At 62.8% G+C, this 16,488-nt stretch carries 11 protein-coding genes; 3 read left to right on the top strand and 8 right to left on the bottom strand.

All coding sequences use genetic code 11. From position 1 onward, the window contains the following. The first annotated feature begins 20 nt into the window (after positions 1–20). Positions 21–1,484, top strand: coding sequence for an MATE family efflux transporter (locus Pan216_RS24340; protein WP_145262251.1), 1,464 nt, complete (start codon positions 21–23; stop codon positions 1,482–1,484). An 18-nt stretch (positions 1,485–1,502) separates the two neighbouring features. Here the strand turns inward: Pan216_RS24340 and Pan216_RS24335 are convergent, their stop codons facing one another. After that, complete coding sequence (locus tag Pan216_RS24335) at positions 1,503–2,492, bottom strand: NAD(P)H-dependent glycerol-3-phosphate dehydrogenase (protein ID WP_145262249.1); 990 nt, start codon at positions 2,490–2,492, stop codon at positions 1,503–1,505. 526 nt (positions 2,493–3,018) lie between these two features. On the opposite strand from Pan216_RS24335, the gene Pan216_RS24330 reads away from it, so the two are divergent. Then, positions 3,019–4,266: a polysaccharide biosynthesis/export family protein gene (locus Pan216_RS24330; protein ID WP_145262247.1), complete on the top strand. Its 1,248-nt coding sequence runs from the start codon at positions 3,019–3,021 to the stop codon at positions 4,264–4,266. Positions 4,267–4,339: 73 nt separating this feature from the next. Here the strand turns inward: Pan216_RS24330 and Pan216_RS24325 are convergent, their stop codons facing one another. The 7 genes from Pan216_RS24325 to Pan216_RS24295 all read right to left on the bottom strand — a co-directional run bounded on the left by Pan216_RS24325 (position 4,340) and on the right by Pan216_RS24295 (position 15,059). Beyond that, positions 4,340–7,024: a DNA topoisomerase 3 gene (locus Pan216_RS24325; RefSeq protein WP_419192934.1), complete on the bottom strand. Its 2,685-nt coding sequence runs from the start codon at positions 7,022–7,024 to the stop codon at positions 4,340–4,342. A gap of 229 nt (positions 7,025–7,253) precedes the next feature. After that, a complete protein-coding gene (locus Pan216_RS24320; RefSeq protein WP_145262243.1) occupies positions 7,254–9,095 on the bottom strand; it encodes a WD40 repeat domain-containing protein in 1,842 nt (613 codons plus the stop codon). Between the two features lie 243 nt (positions 9,096–9,338). Further along, on the bottom strand, positions 9,339–10,397 hold the full coding sequence (locus tag Pan216_RS24315) for a YheT family hydrolase (protein ID WP_419192933.1): 1,059 nt from the start codon (positions 10,395–10,397) through the stop codon (positions 9,339–9,341). Positions 10,398–10,498: 101 nt separating this feature from the next. Continuing rightward, positions 10,499–11,932, bottom strand: coding sequence for a phytoene desaturase family protein (locus tag Pan216_RS24310; protein ID WP_145262239.1), 1,434 nt, complete (start codon positions 11,930–11,932; stop codon positions 10,499–10,501). A gap of 66 nt (positions 11,933–11,998) precedes the next feature. Next, on the bottom strand, positions 11,999–13,384 hold the full coding sequence (locus Pan216_RS24305; RefSeq protein WP_419192932.1) for a phytoene desaturase family protein: 1,386 nt from the start codon (positions 13,382–13,384) through the stop codon (positions 11,999–12,001). Positions 13,385–13,494: 110 nt separating this feature from the next. Beyond that, on the bottom strand, positions 13,495–13,764 hold the full coding sequence (locus Pan216_RS24300; protein WP_145262237.1) for an acyl carrier protein: 270 nt from the start codon (positions 13,762–13,764) through the stop codon (positions 13,495–13,497). Between the two features lie 47 nt (positions 13,765–13,811). After that, positions 13,812–15,059 carry a beta-ketoacyl-[acyl-carrier-protein] synthase family protein gene (locus Pan216_RS24295; protein WP_145262235.1) on the bottom strand — a complete coding sequence of 416 codons (1,248 nt, stop codon included), beginning with the start codon at positions 15,057–15,059 and terminating at the stop codon, positions 13,812–13,814. 408 nt (positions 15,060–15,467) lie between these two features. On the opposite strand from Pan216_RS24295, the gene rfbD reads away from it, so the two are divergent. Beyond that, the gene (gene rfbD, locus Pan216_RS24290) at positions 15,468–16,385 is read left to right on the top strand and encodes a dTDP-4-dehydrorhamnose reductase (protein WP_145262233.1); all 918 of its coding nucleotides are present in this window, start codon (positions 15,468–15,470) and stop codon (positions 16,383–16,385) included. The last annotated feature ends 103 nt before the right edge of the window (positions 16,386–16,488 follow it).

The following is a 16,488-nucleotide window of genomic DNA, read 5'->3' as shown; positions in this document are numbered from 1 at the left end:
AGTGCCCAAGGAAGGCGTGCATGGCGACGAAGAGCCCTCCGGACGGATTGGATGACCGACGCGTCCGCCGTCGTCTGGAGTCGGTCTCCGGCTCGCGGGGCAGCAATGTTGCGGTCATGCTGTCGGCGCTGCACAAGGACCCCAAGGCGTCGTCACGCCTGATCTGGGCCCTGTCAATTCCCGTCCTCGCTCAAAACCTGCTCGGGATGTTCGTCGGCTGGTCGGACACGATCCTGACCGGACGGCTCCTGGGTGAAGTCCATCTCTTGGCGGCTGTGACCGTCAGCGGCTATCTCCTCTGGCTCATCGAGACCTCGGGGACCTTCGTCTCCAAGGGGACCGAAGCGATCGTCGCCCGGCTGGTCGGGGCCGAGGAGTTCGACGACGCGGCGGCGATGACACTGCAATCGCTGCTTCTCGGCTTCCTGGTCGGCCTAGGCGTGATGCTCGTGGTCTGGGGCTCCGCGGAGACGGTGATCGGCTGGATTCTTCCCGACGAGCTCGCGCGGGGACCGGCGGTCGAGTACCTCGTCATCGCGGGGAGCAGTTGCCCGATGATGCTCCTCTTGCGCGTCGGCGTCGGGGCGCTTCGGGCCGCGGGCTACACCATCGCGGGGATGTGGATCATCACGATTGTCAACGTGGTCAACATCGCCGCCTCGTGGATCTTGGCGACCGGGTTGGGACCGATTCCGGCGTTCGGATGGGCCGGCGTGGCGGCGGGGACGGCGACGGCCTACGTCGTCGGTGGGCTGGTGACGCTCGCTTGGCTCGTGCGGGGGGAGGGTCGACTGCGGGTGCCGCTTCGTATCCCCAAGCCCGATCTCGCGGTTTTTCGGCGAATCCTCAACATCGGCGTTCCGGGCGGTGTCAACGGGATGTCGGTCGTCGTTTGCCAGCTCTGGTATCTCTCGATCATCAGCGGGCTCGGCAACGCGGCGATCGCGGCCCACGGGGTCGCCATCCGGGGCGAATCGGTCAGTTGGCTGATGGCCGACGCGATGTCGGTGGCCGCGGCGACCCTCGTCGGGCAGTCGCTGGGAGCCCGCCGGCCCGATCTGGCTCGGCAGTATGGATGGGCGGTCTTCGGCTACGGGGCGGTTCTCTTGTCGCTCTTCGGGGTTGGCTTCGTGCTCGGGGCGCCGTTGATCTTCGCGCTCTTCACGCCCCCGGAGATGACTGACAGCGTTCGGGCGCTCGGCGTTCCGGTGCTTCAACTGATCGCGCTGGGAATGCCGGCGCTGGCGGCGACGATCATCCTGACCCGGGCGCTGCAAGGGGCGGGGGACACGCGCTGGCCGTTGCTCTACGACGCGGCGGGGTTTCTATTGGTTCGGATCCCGCTGGCGTATCTGTTCACCAGCGCCGCGGTCGGTCTCGGCCTTCTCGGGGCGTGGCTGGCGATGCTGATCGACCTCTACTTCCGCGGGACCTGCGCGACGCTTCGATATCACTTTGGCGATTGGGCAAAGACGAGAGTGTAGCGTATTCACCCGCTTCGACTAGCGCTCTTGCTTGAGCGGGCGATTCATGAGGGCTTCGACGGCTTCGAGGGGTCTCTTGCCAGCGAAGAGGATCTTGTAGATCTCTTCGGTCAGGGGCATGTCGATCCCCTTCTTGCGGGCCAGGTCGTGGACGCTGCGGCAGGTCTCGACCCCCTCGGCGACTTGCTCGGTCTCCGCGAGGATCTCCTCGAGCGTCATCCCCTCGCCGAGCTTCTGGCCCACCCGCCGGTTGCGTCCGTGCGGACTGACGCAGGTCGTGAAGAGGTCGCCGAGCCCCGCGAGGCCGTAGTAGGTTTCTTCTTCCGCCCCGAGAGCGATGCCGAAGCGGGTCATCTCCACGAGGCCTCGGGTCATGAGGGCCGACTTGGCGTTATCGCCGAACTTGAGCCCGTCGCAGATGCCCGCCGCGATCGCGATGACGTTCTTGAGGGCCGCGGAGAGTTCCGTCCCGCGCAAATCGAGCGAAGTGTAGACCCGGAAGCGATCGGTGGTGAACCACTGTTGGACGCATTCGGCCAGTCGCAGATCGCCGGAGGCCGCGACGACACTGGCGGGCATGCCGCGAGCGATTTCCTCCGCATGGCTCGGGCCGCTGAGGACCGCGATGGGCGGGTCGCCGAGGCATTGGGAGATGATCTGGCTCGGCGAGCGGAAGGTCTCGCGCTCCATCCCTTTGACGACGCTGATGAAGGGTTTGTCGCTGGGCAACTGGTCGGCGATGCGGCCGAGAGTATCCGCCAAGTAGACGGTCGGAATGGCGACAACAAACGCATCGGCGTTGTTGGCGGTCGCGATGTCACTAGTCAATGACACCTTGTCGGGGATCGGGACGCCGGGGAGAAACTTTTTGTTTTCGCGATCTTTTTCCAAAAGTTGGCAGTGGCCGTCGAAGTTGGACCAGATCGTCGCTTCTTGGGAAGGTTGCTCGGCGAGCAGCAATGCACAAGCCGTCCCCATCGCTCCATCGCCAAGAATGGTAAATCGCATCGTGCCAGGCTCCCCAGACTCACCCCGAACGTCGGCCCTATCACTTGGCTTCGTCTCAAAAGTCGGCTCTGGCTTCGGCTGGCTGCGTCGGCGCGGAACTTTGTTGGGCCGCATCGACGAATCCAGCGGATTCGCCTGCATCACCCTTCTCGTCCCGCACCAACTCGCGGAGCCCCGGGCCAACGAACTACTCTTGAGGCGAAGGCTAGTACGCTGTTGTATGGCCGTCGCGCTGAAGGGGAATCCCATGTCGGGTCGTAACGGTTACGTGGTCTCTAGCGACTGAACCGATCGCGGGGCGAGTTCTCCGGGATGGTCGGGGTCGTTTGGCTGGGACTGTCCTGGCGCATGTGACGACAATTCCGATGAGAAGAGCAAGTGTTCATTCCCGGGGCGCGGAGGCGCTGCGGGGAGACGACCCTCTCCTTGATCCGCACCACGCGTTCGTCTTCCCTCTCTAGCCGCGACAGGGGTGGTCAGCCCTTGATGCCGCCGTCGCCGTGTCGATGGAAGGATCGGAGATCCGATGAAGACGAACGCCCGAGCCTATCGAAGCCTTCTGGTCGCGCCCTTGTTGTCGCTGGCCCTTGCCGGGTGCGGCACGCTCGGTGGCGGAGGCGCGCCGAAGGCGCCTGGAGGGACTCCTCGGTTCATCACGCCGAGCCTCCCGATGCTCAACACCAATCCACCGATCAACGGTGAGGTGAGCGAGAACGAGCGGCGCGACGACGAACTCCAACTGGTCGGTTTCGAGTCTCTCGAAGGCGTCCCCGCGGAGGCCTCCGACGTCGAGGAGGAGAAGATGATCCTCCTACCGACGCCCACCAGTCGGCGTCCGTCGTCGGGCGCTCGGGCGGCAGTGCCGTCGAGAGGGAACGGAACCCGCTTTGTCGATGACGCCATCGGAGCCCCGAGCGGCTCGGTTCTTGCCGCTGGTCCCGAGGAGATCGGCCAGACCCCCATGCTCAGCGTCGGGGACTCCTGGTACGAGGAGCCGGTCTACGTCGACGCGGAGGAGGCGTCCGTCGAATCCGCCGAGGAGTCGTCGTCGACGGTCTGCCGCGTCAACTGCCGCAAGCACGGTGCCCACCGTTGCCGCCATGCGAAGCATCATCACAAGGTCAAGAAGGCCGAACGTCAGCTCATGAAGGAGTTGGGAGTCATCAAGAAGGGGCCGGGCAAACGCTGGCGGGATCTCGGCTTTGACGATCCCTGTTTCCCGCGCGAGCTACGGATGACGAGCTTGCCGCTCTACATGATCGCACCGCCGGACGTCCTCGTGATCCAATCGTCGGGGCTCTTGAAGGGGCGTCCGCTGTGTGGGGAGCGGCTGGTGCGTCAAGACGGCACCATCGGGCTGGGCTACTACGGCCAGGTCCATGTCGCGGGTCTGACGATGATGGAGGCGGAACAGAAGATTCGCGAGCGTCTCTCGGAGTACGTGCAAAATCCGATGGTCTACCTCGACCTCGAGGCGTCGAAGAGCAAGGCGTTCTACGTCGTTGGGCAAGTGCGGGAGGAGGGACGCTACCCGGTCACGGGAAGCGACACGGTGCTCGACGCGATCATGCTCGCGGGCGGACTGAAGCACGACGCGTGCGTCCACCGCATTCACGTTGCTCGTCCGAATCCGGGAGGTGGGGCGGATCAGATCCTGAAGGTCGATTGGAAAGCAATCTCGTCGTGTGGCGACACGCGGACGAACTATCAGTTGATGCCGGGCGACCGGATCGTGGTGCCCGAGAAGGTCCTGGGGATCTTCTGGGCCCTGTAGCCACTGGCAAACCAGCAGCCACTGGCACCCGTTGGTCCTTGGCGCCGGGTGGGTCTTGGCCGACCACGTTCGATCAAGCGACGGGCGGTTCGGTCGACTTGTTGACGGACGCGGCCTTCTTCTTGGCGGCCTTCGGCTTGGCTTTGGCGGCTTTCTTCTTCGCGGCGGCCTTCTTCTTGGTGCTCGCCTTGCCCTTGGCGGCCTTTTTCTTGGACTTCTTTTTCCCGCCACCCTCGCGGGGGGGGAACTCGAAGCGGTGTTTGCCCGTCTCGCGCGTGTGCAGCGTCGCTTTGAACTTGCGTCCGAAACGCGAGATGAAGTCCTCGATCAGGGGCGTCTCGCCCTTCTGGAAGTAGGCGATCGCTTCCTCACGCTTCATGACGCGTTTGCAGACGATTCGAGGTAGGACGGGGCCGGTCGGTTTCGGTTGGCCGGCCTCGAACGCTTTCTTGCGATGTTCGCAGATGAAGTCGCTCTCGGTCTCGACGATGTTGCAGGGTTCGTCCGACTCCGCGGCGGGGCAGCCGTTGTTTTTCGGGCAGGGGCAGAGTGGTTCCTTGCGGACGTCGATCTTGGGCAGGTTCTCGTCCGCTTCGCCTTCCTCGGAACCGACGATCGGCTTGAGGGCGAGGTTGCCCCCCTCAAGCGAGAGGATGCCCTTGTAGGTCCGCCCTTGCAGGTTGCGGAAGCCGTCGAGTTCGCCGGTCGTTCCCTTCTCGAGGAGGGTCTTGGCGGTCGTTCGGTCGATGTAGCGTCCCGACTTGTCCTTCCAAATCCGAAAGGGGCAGTCGTCGTCCCCCTCGGCTTCGGGGTCTTCCTCGCAGCGGTAGAACCACGAGCGTTCGTAGACCGACCGCTTGCAAAGGGGGCAGTTCCCGAGGGCCTCGTCGTTGGGGTAGATCTTGTCGTAGTCGAAGTTGCGCGCGGCTTCGACGATGTCCTGGGTGTACTCGCCGACCTCCTTCATGAAGGTGCTGGAATCGCGCTGGCCGTGCTCGACCTCGCTCAGATGCAGTTCCAGTTCGCCGGTCAATTCCGCCGAGGTCAAGCGATCGGCGTGGATGCGCTGCAGCAAGTCGATGAACCGCATCCCCTTGACGGTGGGGCGCAGGCTCTTGTCGACGTATTGCTTGTTCTTGAGGTTCTCGATGATCTCGGCTCGGGTCGCCGGCGTCCCGAGACCCTTCTCGTCGAGCGCCGCGGCGAGGTCCTCGTCCTCGATCTGACGGCCGGCGTTCTCCATCAGCGAGAGAAGTCGAGCTTCCGTGATCCGTGGGGGCGGCTTGGTCTTGTCGTCCTTCAACTCTGTTTCGGCGACGTTGACGGCGACCCCTTCGGACTTCTCCTGGCCGGGGACGAGGGCGGGCAGGACGTTCGGATCGTCCGCCTTGGCCTCTTGGCCGAAGACACTGCGCCAACCCGGATCGCGTAGCGAGCGGGCCTTGGTCTGAAAGTGGTGCTCGCCGACGACGGTCCGGCGGTCGACTTGTTCCCAGATCGCCGGGGGAAAGAAGGTGGCGAGGAAACGCCGACTGACCAGATCGAAGAGCTTCTGGTCGTCGCCCGAGAGTCGACTTGAGAGCTGTCCGGTCGGGATGATGGCAAAGTGGTCGGAGACCCCCTTGTCGTTAAAGACGCGGCTATCGTTCTGGCGGCCATTCTGCTTCAGGTAGGCGGCGCTCTTCGCGAAGGGAGATCCCTGGGAGAACTTGTCGATCACCTGCTCGACGTGCTTGACGTAGTCACTGGGAAGACAGCGCGAATCGGTACGCGGGTAGGTGAGGACTTTGTGGGTTTCGTAGCAGCCCTGGGCGGCCCGCAACGTTCGAGCGGCCGACCAACCAAAGCGGCGGTTCGCCTCCCGCTGCAAGCTGGTCAAGTCGAACAGGGGCGGCGCCGCATCCCGAGAGGGCTTGCGTTTCTCCGACGCGACACCCGGTTTTCCGGTGACGGCGGCGACGATCGCTTCGGCCCGGGCCTTGTCGAAGACCCGATCGGCTTTGGCGTGCGGTTGGGTCTCGTCCTCTTTGAAGCCGGGGTTGTACCACGTTCCCCGGTAGGTCTGCTGGTCGTGGGCGAAGTCGCACTCGATCCGCCAGAAGTCGATGGGGATGTGCTTGAGGATCTCGTGTTCGCGTTCGACGAGCAGGGCGAGGGTCGGGGTCTGAACGCGTCCGGCCGACCAGGCGCTTTTCTGAGACCGGCTCCGCAAGCGAACGGTCAGGGCGCGACTGGCGTTGATACCGATGAGCCAGTCGGCCAAGGAGCGGCATTCGGCCGCTGCGCCGAGTCCGTCGAACTTTTCTCCCGGCTCCAGGGAGGCGAAACCATGGCGAATCGCTTCTGGCGTCATCGACTGCAGCCATAGTCGGCGGGTCGGCTTGTCGACGTCGAGGTACTTCACGACCTCGCGGAAGATCAGTTCCCCCTCGCGGCCGGCGTCACACGCGTTGATGAGATCGGAGACATCGGGACGATTGACCAACTTCTTGATGAGGCGGACGCGGTTGGTCTGTTTTTCCTTGGGTTTGAGTTTGAACTCATCGGGGATGATCGGAAGGTGTTCGAGCGTCCAGCGCTTGTAGACCTTGTCGATTTCCTCGGGACTGATCAGTTCGAGAATATGACCGACCGCGAAGGTGCAGATGAACTGATCGCTTTCCCAGTATTCTTTCTCGTGGTTGATGAACCCACCGAGCGCCTCGGTGATGTCGTGAGCGACACTCGGCTTTTCCGTAATGATCAGTGACTTGGGCATCGATGGCTCCATCCGATGTCGTTGATGTCGCTCCCAGAGGCAATGGTGCCGAGATGCTCGGTCCGGCGATCACGCGGCCGGAAGGTCGAATCATTGGCTCGGTGCCCGTCCAATTCGTGTCGTGCACGAGGGCTGCTCACATGAATCGTAGCCACGTTTGGGCCTTGGCCATAAGGCCGATGGCGCAGTCGGCTAGGTCTTCTTGCCAAGGCGCAGAGTTTATGAAGGATCAAGGTGCGGACAAGTTACCGATTTCGACAAGATAGGCGGTCGAGTTGCCATTGCCTGTCAGAATATGTTGACCGTCCGGCGTGAAGGCAAGGTCTTTGAGGGAGGTTTCGAGGTCGAAGGTCGCGATGACATTCCAGTTGCTTGTTTCGCAAATTCGTAGTCCTCCATCGTCCCCGCCGAAGGCCAAGTGCTGCCCCGAGGGATCGAACGCGATGGAATGGACCGCGAGTTCCAGTCCCGCGATTTCGGTGATCAGTTCCCCGTCGTCGGTCTTCCAAATCATGATCGAATCGAACGTGGTCACCGCCGCGACCAAGCTTCCGTCGGCGCTGATGGCGACTCGCGAGGCGCCCGCGTCGAAGGTGCGAATCAACTGCTGACGTTCGACATCCCACACCGCGACGACGCCCTCGGAGTGTTCGCGGCCGAGCCAATCGATGCCCGAGGCCGCCAACCACGGGCGATCGGGGAAAAAGGCGAGCGTTTCGATCGTGCAATCGCGCGTCGCCGAGGGAATCACTCCGAGCGAGGCGCCCGTGTCGGGATTCCAGAGTTTGACCATCCCGTCATTGCCGGCCGAGGAGGCCAGACAGTTGCCGACGTGATCGAACGCGAGGACGCTCGCGGCCGTTTCGTGGGCGATCCATTGGCAGCGTGGGGTGGCATCGAGCGAATCCCAAATCCGGATCGTGCCGTCGAGCTCGCCGGTCGCCCACTGTCCCTTGGGACTGGCCGCGACGGCGACGTACGCGGTCGCGGAGGGGAGGACGTTCTGCTGGTGCCCATTTTCAAAGTCCCAGCAGCCGAGGCATCCCTCCAGGTGCACGGTGGTCACGCGTCCCTTGGGGGAGAGGACCATCGACCTGACTTCGCTTTGTGGAGCGGCGTCGCCAACGACCGACCGCTGCCGGTTCAGGTCCCACCAGTGGATGGCTCGGTCGGAGCCGCCCGTGGCGATCTGGCGGCCGTCGGGCCGGAGGGCGAGATGACGCACCGCCCCCTTGTGGCCGCGGAACTCGGCGGCGACGGCGAGCTTGGAGTACTCCCAGAGCCTGACCACGCAGTCGGAATCGCCGGAGACCATCTGATGAGGTTCGGGGCCGAAGCGGACCGCGTGGACGCACTCTCCCTGGCCGTTGAGCAGCGCCGTGAGTTGACCGCTCTCGGGACTCCAAAGTCGAACGGAGGTGTCCCAACCCGCCGAGGCGATCGTCTTGCCGTCGGGGGACCAGGCGATCGCATCGATCCGGTCGGTGTGGCCCTCGAGGGTGCGCACCGACGTGCTGACGTCGAGATCCCAGAGGATGACGGTGCGGTCTTCGCTGGCGCTGGCGAGCTGCTGTGACTGAGGGCCGAAGGCGAGGGCACAGACTTCGGCGGAGTGTTCTCGGAAGGTTCGGATGGTCTTGCCACTGGCGACATCCCAGACGCGGACGCTGCCGTCGTCGTGTCCGGTGGCGATCATGGAGCCATCGCCGTTAAAGAGGAGGCATCCGATCCAGGGCAGATCGCCCAGACGTCCGATGAGCGTTCCGGTGACGCTCTCCCAAAGACTGAGGGTGCTGCTGCCGGAGGCAAGGAGTCGGCCGTCGGGGTCGAAGGCCCAACACGACTCCATCTCGCCGAGATCGGTCGCTTCGAGTTGGCGTCCTTGTTCGGAGTCCCAACAGCGCAGAATTCCCCCGTCCTCGACGGAAACGAGCGTTCCATCGTCGCGATAGCACAGGGCGAGCACGTCCCCGTCGGTCCGCCCGCGCAAATCGCCAAAGACGCGAACGACACCAGCGGGGAGTTCTCGGCCACCCATTTCCTCACGCGCGGCGAGAACCGATTCGGTCATCGAACTCCTCTCTCCGGAGGGAGGGGCGGACCTTGTCGCCACCCCATCCGAAACATGTTAACCGCTTCGTCCAAGGAACTCTAACCCGCTTTTGGGGTCCGTGCGCGGAGCTTTGGACAATGATTTCAGGCTCGCTGGATAGCAATTCTGCTCGTCGGGGGCGAGGTTTTCATGAGAAATGCGTGAAGAAAATAGTCCAAAATGGGGAGAGACCCCCGAAAGTCGCGAGAAATTGCCAACTCGCTACGCCAGGCTCGTGCTGGTCAAGATCTCCACCGGCCGCGTTTCAGGGAATCGGCGCGGAAGTTGCGATACCCACTCGACGACCCGCCAGTCGAGCCACCAGCGGTCGGGGTCGACGCCCCGCTTGCCGATGAATCCGAGATGCCCGCCCCGCTCGGTCACATGCAGCCCGATCGACGGCGACAGTTCCGCGCGCTCGAACATGTCGAACGGCACGAGCGGATCGTCACGCGACGTCACGATTTGCGTCGGGACCTCGATGCGGTGCAGATGTTGGATGGCGCTGGTCGCTTGGTAGAAGTCTTCCGCCGACTCGTAGCCCCATTTACGCGCCGTGTAGAGCTCGTCAAAGTCCCAGACCCGCCGGGGGGACTGACGGATCACCCGCTTGGCGAGCTGGCAGAAGGGCCGATGCTGCTTGGCGAAATCGAGGAGCATCTTCGTGAAATAGCGATCGTAGAAGTAGTTGGGGTGTTCGCGGATCGAGAGACCGCAGCGAACGATGTCGATCGGCGGGGAGATCGAAAAGGCGCTGTCGACCTCGGCCGCCAAGTCGTCGCGGTCCTCACCGAGCAGCTTGAGGATCGTCATGCCGCCCATCGAAAAGCCGATGAGACTGATTGGGGAGTTCAGGCAGCAGTGGTGAATCTTCCGGATCGCGGCGGCGACATCGTCGCTCAGGCCGCAATGAAAGGGCTTGGCCGCCAGGCCGACCGCGGCGCCGCAGCCGCGAAAATCCATGCGAAAGGTGCGGTAGCCGTGCTGATGGAGCTTGGCGGCGATCCGGATCAAGTACGCGCTGCGATGACTTCCCCCGAGGCCGTGGATCAGCAAGACGACGCGATCGCCTGGATTCCAGTCGTCGGGCTGATCGTCGTGGATCACGACCATGTCGCCATCGGGGAGGGGGACGCCGCGCCGCTTGGGACGTAGCGGATAGCGGGAGGTGTCCTGCAGGAAGCAACCGGCGACCGTCTGGGCGTGCGGGTTGCGCAGAAACGGCGGCGGTTCAAAGGGAGGCGGGTCGAAGGACGGTGGAGCGTGCGCGGAGTCAATCACACGAATTCCTCCCGGGAAAAGCGTGGTTGGGGGCTGAGCAACCATCTCCTCCCGCATCCGTGCGAAGCTGGCATCAGTCGTCCTGGAGCTTTCAACTTATATCAGCCCGATTGCCCGGCCAATGCCGAGGCGAGGAGTTTGTCGACATTGTTGGCGACGATGACTCCGTAATTCAGAGCACCCAACCAACCCGACATGATGATCCCGACCGAGCCGGCATGGAAGAGCCCGTCAACCTGCTCGGCGATCCCTTGGCTGATCTTGAGGCCCTCGAACTTCGTCCCGAATGACGCCCCTTGGGCGTGCCAGGTGTAGTGCTTGAACGTCCGCGGCGTCGCTACTTCCAGGTGGCTGATCTTTCCCCGGATGTCGGGGATGTACTTCTCCAGCACGTCGACGGTGGTGTCGCAGAGCCACTTTTTCTGGTTCTGGTACTCTTCCTCGCTAAAGGCCATCCAGTCGCCGTAGCGGGCGTTGGTGGAGCAGACGACCATGTAGCGGTTCCAACCGGGGCGGGTGTCGGGGTAGTAGAAGGAAAAGGTCCGGCTCGTGGAATCGAGATCGAGCAGCCGTTGCGAATCGAAGGTCGGGCAGACCGACGTGAAAAAGAGATCACCGATCCGCTCGAATGACTCGCCCTCCTTGATGCCGATGTAGACCTGGCAACTGCTGTTGTTGAGCCGGACGCTCTCGCATTCCTGGAAAAAATCCTTGTCGACGTGCTCGGCGCCGAGGAGCTTCTCGATCGTCAGCTTGACGTTGGCGTTGGAGACGACCGCGCGGGCTTTGATGTCCCGGCCGAGGACCCGGACCCCCTCGATCCGGCGTTTGGAATCGACCAGGATCTTCTCGACGGGGCAGCGGATGCGGCAGTCGACGCCGTTGCGCTCGAGTTCGGCTTGCATCTTCGTGACGAGCAGGTCGGTCCCGCCCTGGAAGGTGAAGACTCCCTTGTGCATGAAGTTCGAGAAGACGATGCCGTAGGTGATCGCCGGATCGTCCAAGGTCGAGCCGTTGGCGTAGGCGATCGGCTCCATCAGCAGTCGGACGACCTTCGAGTTGCCCGGGAAGAAGCGTTCGAAGAGCTCCCGCGTTGTCATCGACTGGTCGTCGTAGTAGTTCATCGAGCGAACCGTCTTGAAGAAGTCATCGACGGTTTCGCGGGCGACGCCGAGTTCGTCGGTCATGATCCGCGTGAAATCGGCGGTGTCGAAGGTGGTGGTGAGGGAAAACTGTGGGTTGTCGAAACGAATCTGCTCGAGCTGGACGATGGAGTCGTGGATCTCCTTGTTCCAGTACTTGCGGCAGCTCTTTTTCATCCCGACGGGAAAACCGTGCAGGGAAATGTCGAAGATATGGCCCTTAGGCCGTTTGAACCAGGTGGCGAGTCCGCCGAGCTTGTAGTGCTGCTCGAGCACGAGGACGCGGTGACCGCATTTGGCCAGGACGTTCGCGGAGGTCAGTCCCCCCAGACCGCTACCGATGACGATCACGTCATATTCGTCTTGAACACCTTCGAGAAAATCTTTCGGCATGAGGCTCGGCCCGCGCAGATCAAGAAAACGACATCCGTGGCGCCGACGAAAGCGCCTCCTGTCACTTTACGACTTTAGCAAGTGAAGATTCGCCATGGAAATCCCGCTCAGGACCGCGCCGACGATCCCGAGGAAGCCCTGGTCGGTGCCGCAGAGGAAAAGATTCTCCAAGTGCGTGCGTCCATCCAGGCGTTTGTGGGGGGCTCCGTAGACCGCTCCGTTGTCGTGACCGGTGAACTTTTTGATCGTTCTCGGCGTGAAAATGTCGACATCGACGACGTTTGGGCGAAAATCGGGCACGAATTTGACCACTTCGTCCAACGACGCTTCGTAACACGCGTGCTTCGCGGCGACGTAGCCGGGCTCCTCCATCGCGTCCCAGCGATCGAAACGAGCCTGGGTGGTGACCCGCATGATGCCCTCGTCGAGGGGCTCGTCGTACGCGTAGTTGTTGGGGCTACAGATCACGCCGCTGGTCGGGTCGCTCAGTCCCTCGGGGACGCGGTAGTTGAAGCGGTCGCTCGAGCAGAAGAAGGTAATGGTCTCGTCGTGGCCCAGGTCGCTGGGAAGCCGGTCGAGGACGGAGATTGACTCCATGAAGCTGATTTGGCCCGGTTGCTCGTCGTCCCCCGTCGGTTCCTTGCCGCAAAGCCGCAAGGTTTCCGCCAGTCCCGCCGAGGAGAGGATGCGTTCCGCGTTGACGACATCGCCGTTGTCGAGGGTGACCGAGGCGACGCGTCCGTCCTTGACGTCGAGGCGTTCGACGCCGCACTTGGTGCGCAGGATGCCGCCGTTCTTTTTGAATCGTTGGGAGAGGAGCTTAATGATGTGGCGCACGCCGCGTCGCGGTCGAGCGAATCCCTCGAAGAAGATGCTCTTGAACATGATCACGAACTGGTTCCAGTCCATGTCGTGCTCGAGGGCGCTGCCGTAGTAGCAGAGCGGGCAAAAGAGCATGTCGATGAGAGTCGGATCGCTCAGGACGTCGCCGATGACCGCGCGGGCCGAGGTGGCCTTTTGCGAGAGATCGAGTTCGTCGTGGTCGCGAATCAGGGTGACCAGCTTGGCGAAGTCGTCGGCTTGGTGCGGGAACTCGCGAGCGACTTCCTCATGGAAGAGGGAGAAATCGTTCGAGAACCGCAGTCGTCGGCCTGGAAAGGCGACCGAGGAGACGAGCTGGGGGCAGAGATCGAGTTCGTCCCAAGAGATGCGGAGCTGCCGCAGGAGCTTGGTGAGCGGTTTGCCCTTGGTTCCCTTGGGGACGTAGTTGGTGACGGCGTGGAGGCCGACGTCGTGATCGCGTCCGCGCAAGCGGTAAAAGGAGTTGAGGCCACCGATGATGGAGTGGCGTTCAACCAGGAGGACGCGTTGGCCGAAGTAGGCGAGCCGAATTCCGGCCGCCAATCCCGACATTCCCGCGCCGATGATCAGCGTGTCGAAGTCTTCGTTCACCTGGGACGCCTTCGTCGCACGAGGAGAGACGAGGCAGGCACGTTGGACGGAACACCATCCCAAGCGAGCGATCGACTTGGCGACAACTCACTTGTGAGGAGGAAGAATCGTCAGACCTTGGCCGCCAATTCTTTGTCTTGCATGCGCGGGGACAGATAAGCGACGGAGCGCTCGAGCGTCGAGAGCTCGACGTAGTCCTCTTCGGGGACTTCCACGCCGTAGATCTTGCGCAGCTCCATGACGATGTCGAGGAAATCCATCGAATCGAGGTCGACCTGCTCGCGGATCGGCTCGGCATCGTTGATGTCGCCAAGTTCCTCATCGGGGGCGATTCGCTCGATAATGTCGAGCACGGCTTGCCGTACTTCCGGTTCCGTCATTCTCGCTTCCTCAACCAAACGCTACAGTTTCTTCCCCATGCCGCTGCTCAACCATCGTAGCGGCGTACCAGCAATGCTGAGTTTATGCCTAGCATTCCGAAGGAATTATTAAGAATGTATGTGACCTCATCGACCAAGCAAGGTTCTCCCACCACCAGCCCCGGCATTTCGCACTCGGCGTCGAGGTGATCCAGGTTGATCGTCGGGTGGACCTTCTTATCCGTGAACGAGGGGAGATTCCCGAAGAGTTCGATCACTCCCGCCGCTCCCATCGCATGGCCTAGAAAACTCTTCGTATTGTTCACGTGAAGCCGTGGACAGTTCGCGAAGACATCTCGAACCGCGTGGGCCTCGTGCTGATCGCCCAATTTCGTCGACGTCGCGTGCGTGCTGAGGATATCGACCTCCGACGCCGAGATGCCCGCTCGCTTGAGCGTCAGCCGCATGCATTCGGCTTGTCGCGTCGGGTTGGGCAAGACGAAGTCGACCGCGTCGGAGTTCATCCCGTGGCCGACAATCTCTGCGTAAATCGTCGCGCCCCGCTTCTTCGCGTCGGAGAGACGTTCGAGTGTGACGATACCTCCGCCCTCGGCGACGACGATGCCGTTGCGATCGGTGTCGAAGGGACGCGACGCTTTCGCGGGATCGTCGTGGCACGCAAGGGCGCCCTGGCTCTTGAAGCCGGCGAAGATCCCGAAGGTGTGGATGCTCTCGGAAACCCCTCCCGCCAAGGCTAGATCGCATTCGTCCAGCCAGAGCATCTGCATTCCCTGGATCAAGCCGGCGTTCCCCGCCGCGCAGGCCGCGCCAATCGTGTAGTGCGGGCCAGTCAGCTTGAGGTTGAGCGTCACTTCGCCCGCGGGGTTGTTGGCGACGGTCCGCGGGTTGTGGTGATGGGTCCAGTACTTGACATCGTAGTCGTACTGCTTGATCTCGTTGATTTCGTTTTCGGTCTCGACGTTGCCGTGCTCGGTCGTGCCGATGTAGACGCCGACGCGTTGCGGCTCGACGTCGCTGAGTTCAATGTGCGCGTCGGCGAGGGCTTCGCGGGCGCAGTAGATCGCGATCGAGCCGGCTCGGGTGCCGCGACGGACCTCTTTGCGCTTCTGGTACTTGAGATCGTCGAAGTCGCAGATGCCAGCGAGCGTTTTGCCGACGTAGCGCGTCTCGAACTCCTGGACGCCCGACTTGCCGGCGAGGAGGTTGGCACGCAGTTCCGGTAGTGTGTTTCCGAGAGGACTCGTCACGCCGATGCCGGTGATGACGATTCGCCTGTCGTCCGAACGCTGGATCATTCTTCCTCGAGTCGCGTACCTGCCCACTTGATTGTTTGCCGGCTACCGTTCGCGAGCGTAGCGGGGTGTAGGCCGTTTCGCAAGCGGAGGTAAGTTGGGGAACACAAGGAACCGGGATGTGTCGCCCCTCTAACCGGCCCCTGGCACCCCGTGCAACGACGAACGCCGGTCGCGAACGGTCCGCTTGACCAGTCGCGACATCGTAGGAACTCGACGAGCCAGCGGACGCGTAAGCGTGTCGGTTCGTCGATCGTGTCCGAAACCGGTCCCTCTCGCCAGCCCCACTTCTCGCCGATTGCCGGTCGTTTTTGCTTCGCGTGGCCATTGTAGGCCGACCGGTCCTTCCTGGCTGGCGGAGAGCCCCTTTTTCGCTGGAAACGTTCCCTCCCTGGATCTACCCTGACTCGCATGAAACCTCGCGACCCGCACCAACAACCGGCGACGAAACGAGTCCTTCTGCTGGGAGCCAACGGGCAACTCGCGGCCGACCTGCGTCGGACACTTGGCCACTACGAACTGGTGACCATGGCCCGCGAGGACCTCGACCTGACCGATCTCGCCGCGATCGGGCCGGCGATCGAACGCCAATCCCCCGATGTCGTCGTCAACACCGCCGCCTACAACCTCGTCGACAAGGCGGAAGAGGATCCGCTCGCCGCATTCGCGGTCAACACCCACGCGGCGGGGGCGATCGCTCGCGCATCAACCGCCGCTGGGGCGCTTCTGGTTCATTTTAGCACCGACTATGTTTTTGACGGTCAGGGCGCGGCCGTCGACGCCGCTTTCTCGGAAGAGGATCTGCCGTCACCCCAGAGTCAGTACGGCATTTCCAAACTCGCCGGTGAATACCAGGTACGGGCCTACGCGGCGGAGTGTTTGGTCATTCGCACCTGCGGCCTCTATGGGGTCAAGGGCTCGCGGGGCAAGGGGGGGAACTTCGTCGAGACGATGCTTCGGCTCGCGGCGAAGGGGGGGCCAGTTCGCGTTGTCGCCGATCAACGCTGCACGCCCACCTTCACCGCCGATCTGGCCGAGGCGACGGCACGGCTTCTCGCGACACGACCCGATGTTCATTGGAAGGACATCCTGCACGTGACCAACGCGGGCCGGACGACTTGGCACGACTTCGCGAAAGAGATTTTCGAAGCTTCCGGGCTCGAGGTTCCCCTCGAACCGATCTCGACCGAGGAGTTCGGCGCCCCGGCACGGCGTCCCGTTCACAGCGTGCTCTCCAACGAGAAGCTTGCCCGACTCGCGGGGATCGCCCCGCCACGCGACTGGCGCGACGCCCTTCGGGACTACCTCTCGCAACGACCAAACCGCTGATTCCCTCCTCCCCGCGTTCCCGATGCCTCTTGGGTGCCATGCTCCACGCTTGCGTAGGCATGCGGAGAGATCTGTCCCTTCCGGCACGCGATCACGTTCGAGG

The sequence above is a fragment of the Kolteria novifilia genome (genome assembly GCA_007748055.1).
Lineage (GTDB): Bacteria > Planctomycetota > Planctomycetia > Kolteriales > Kolteriaceae > Kolteria > Kolteria novifilia.
Note: the sequence above shows the minus strand (reverse complement) of the source record. Positions and strands in the feature narration are given on the sequence as shown.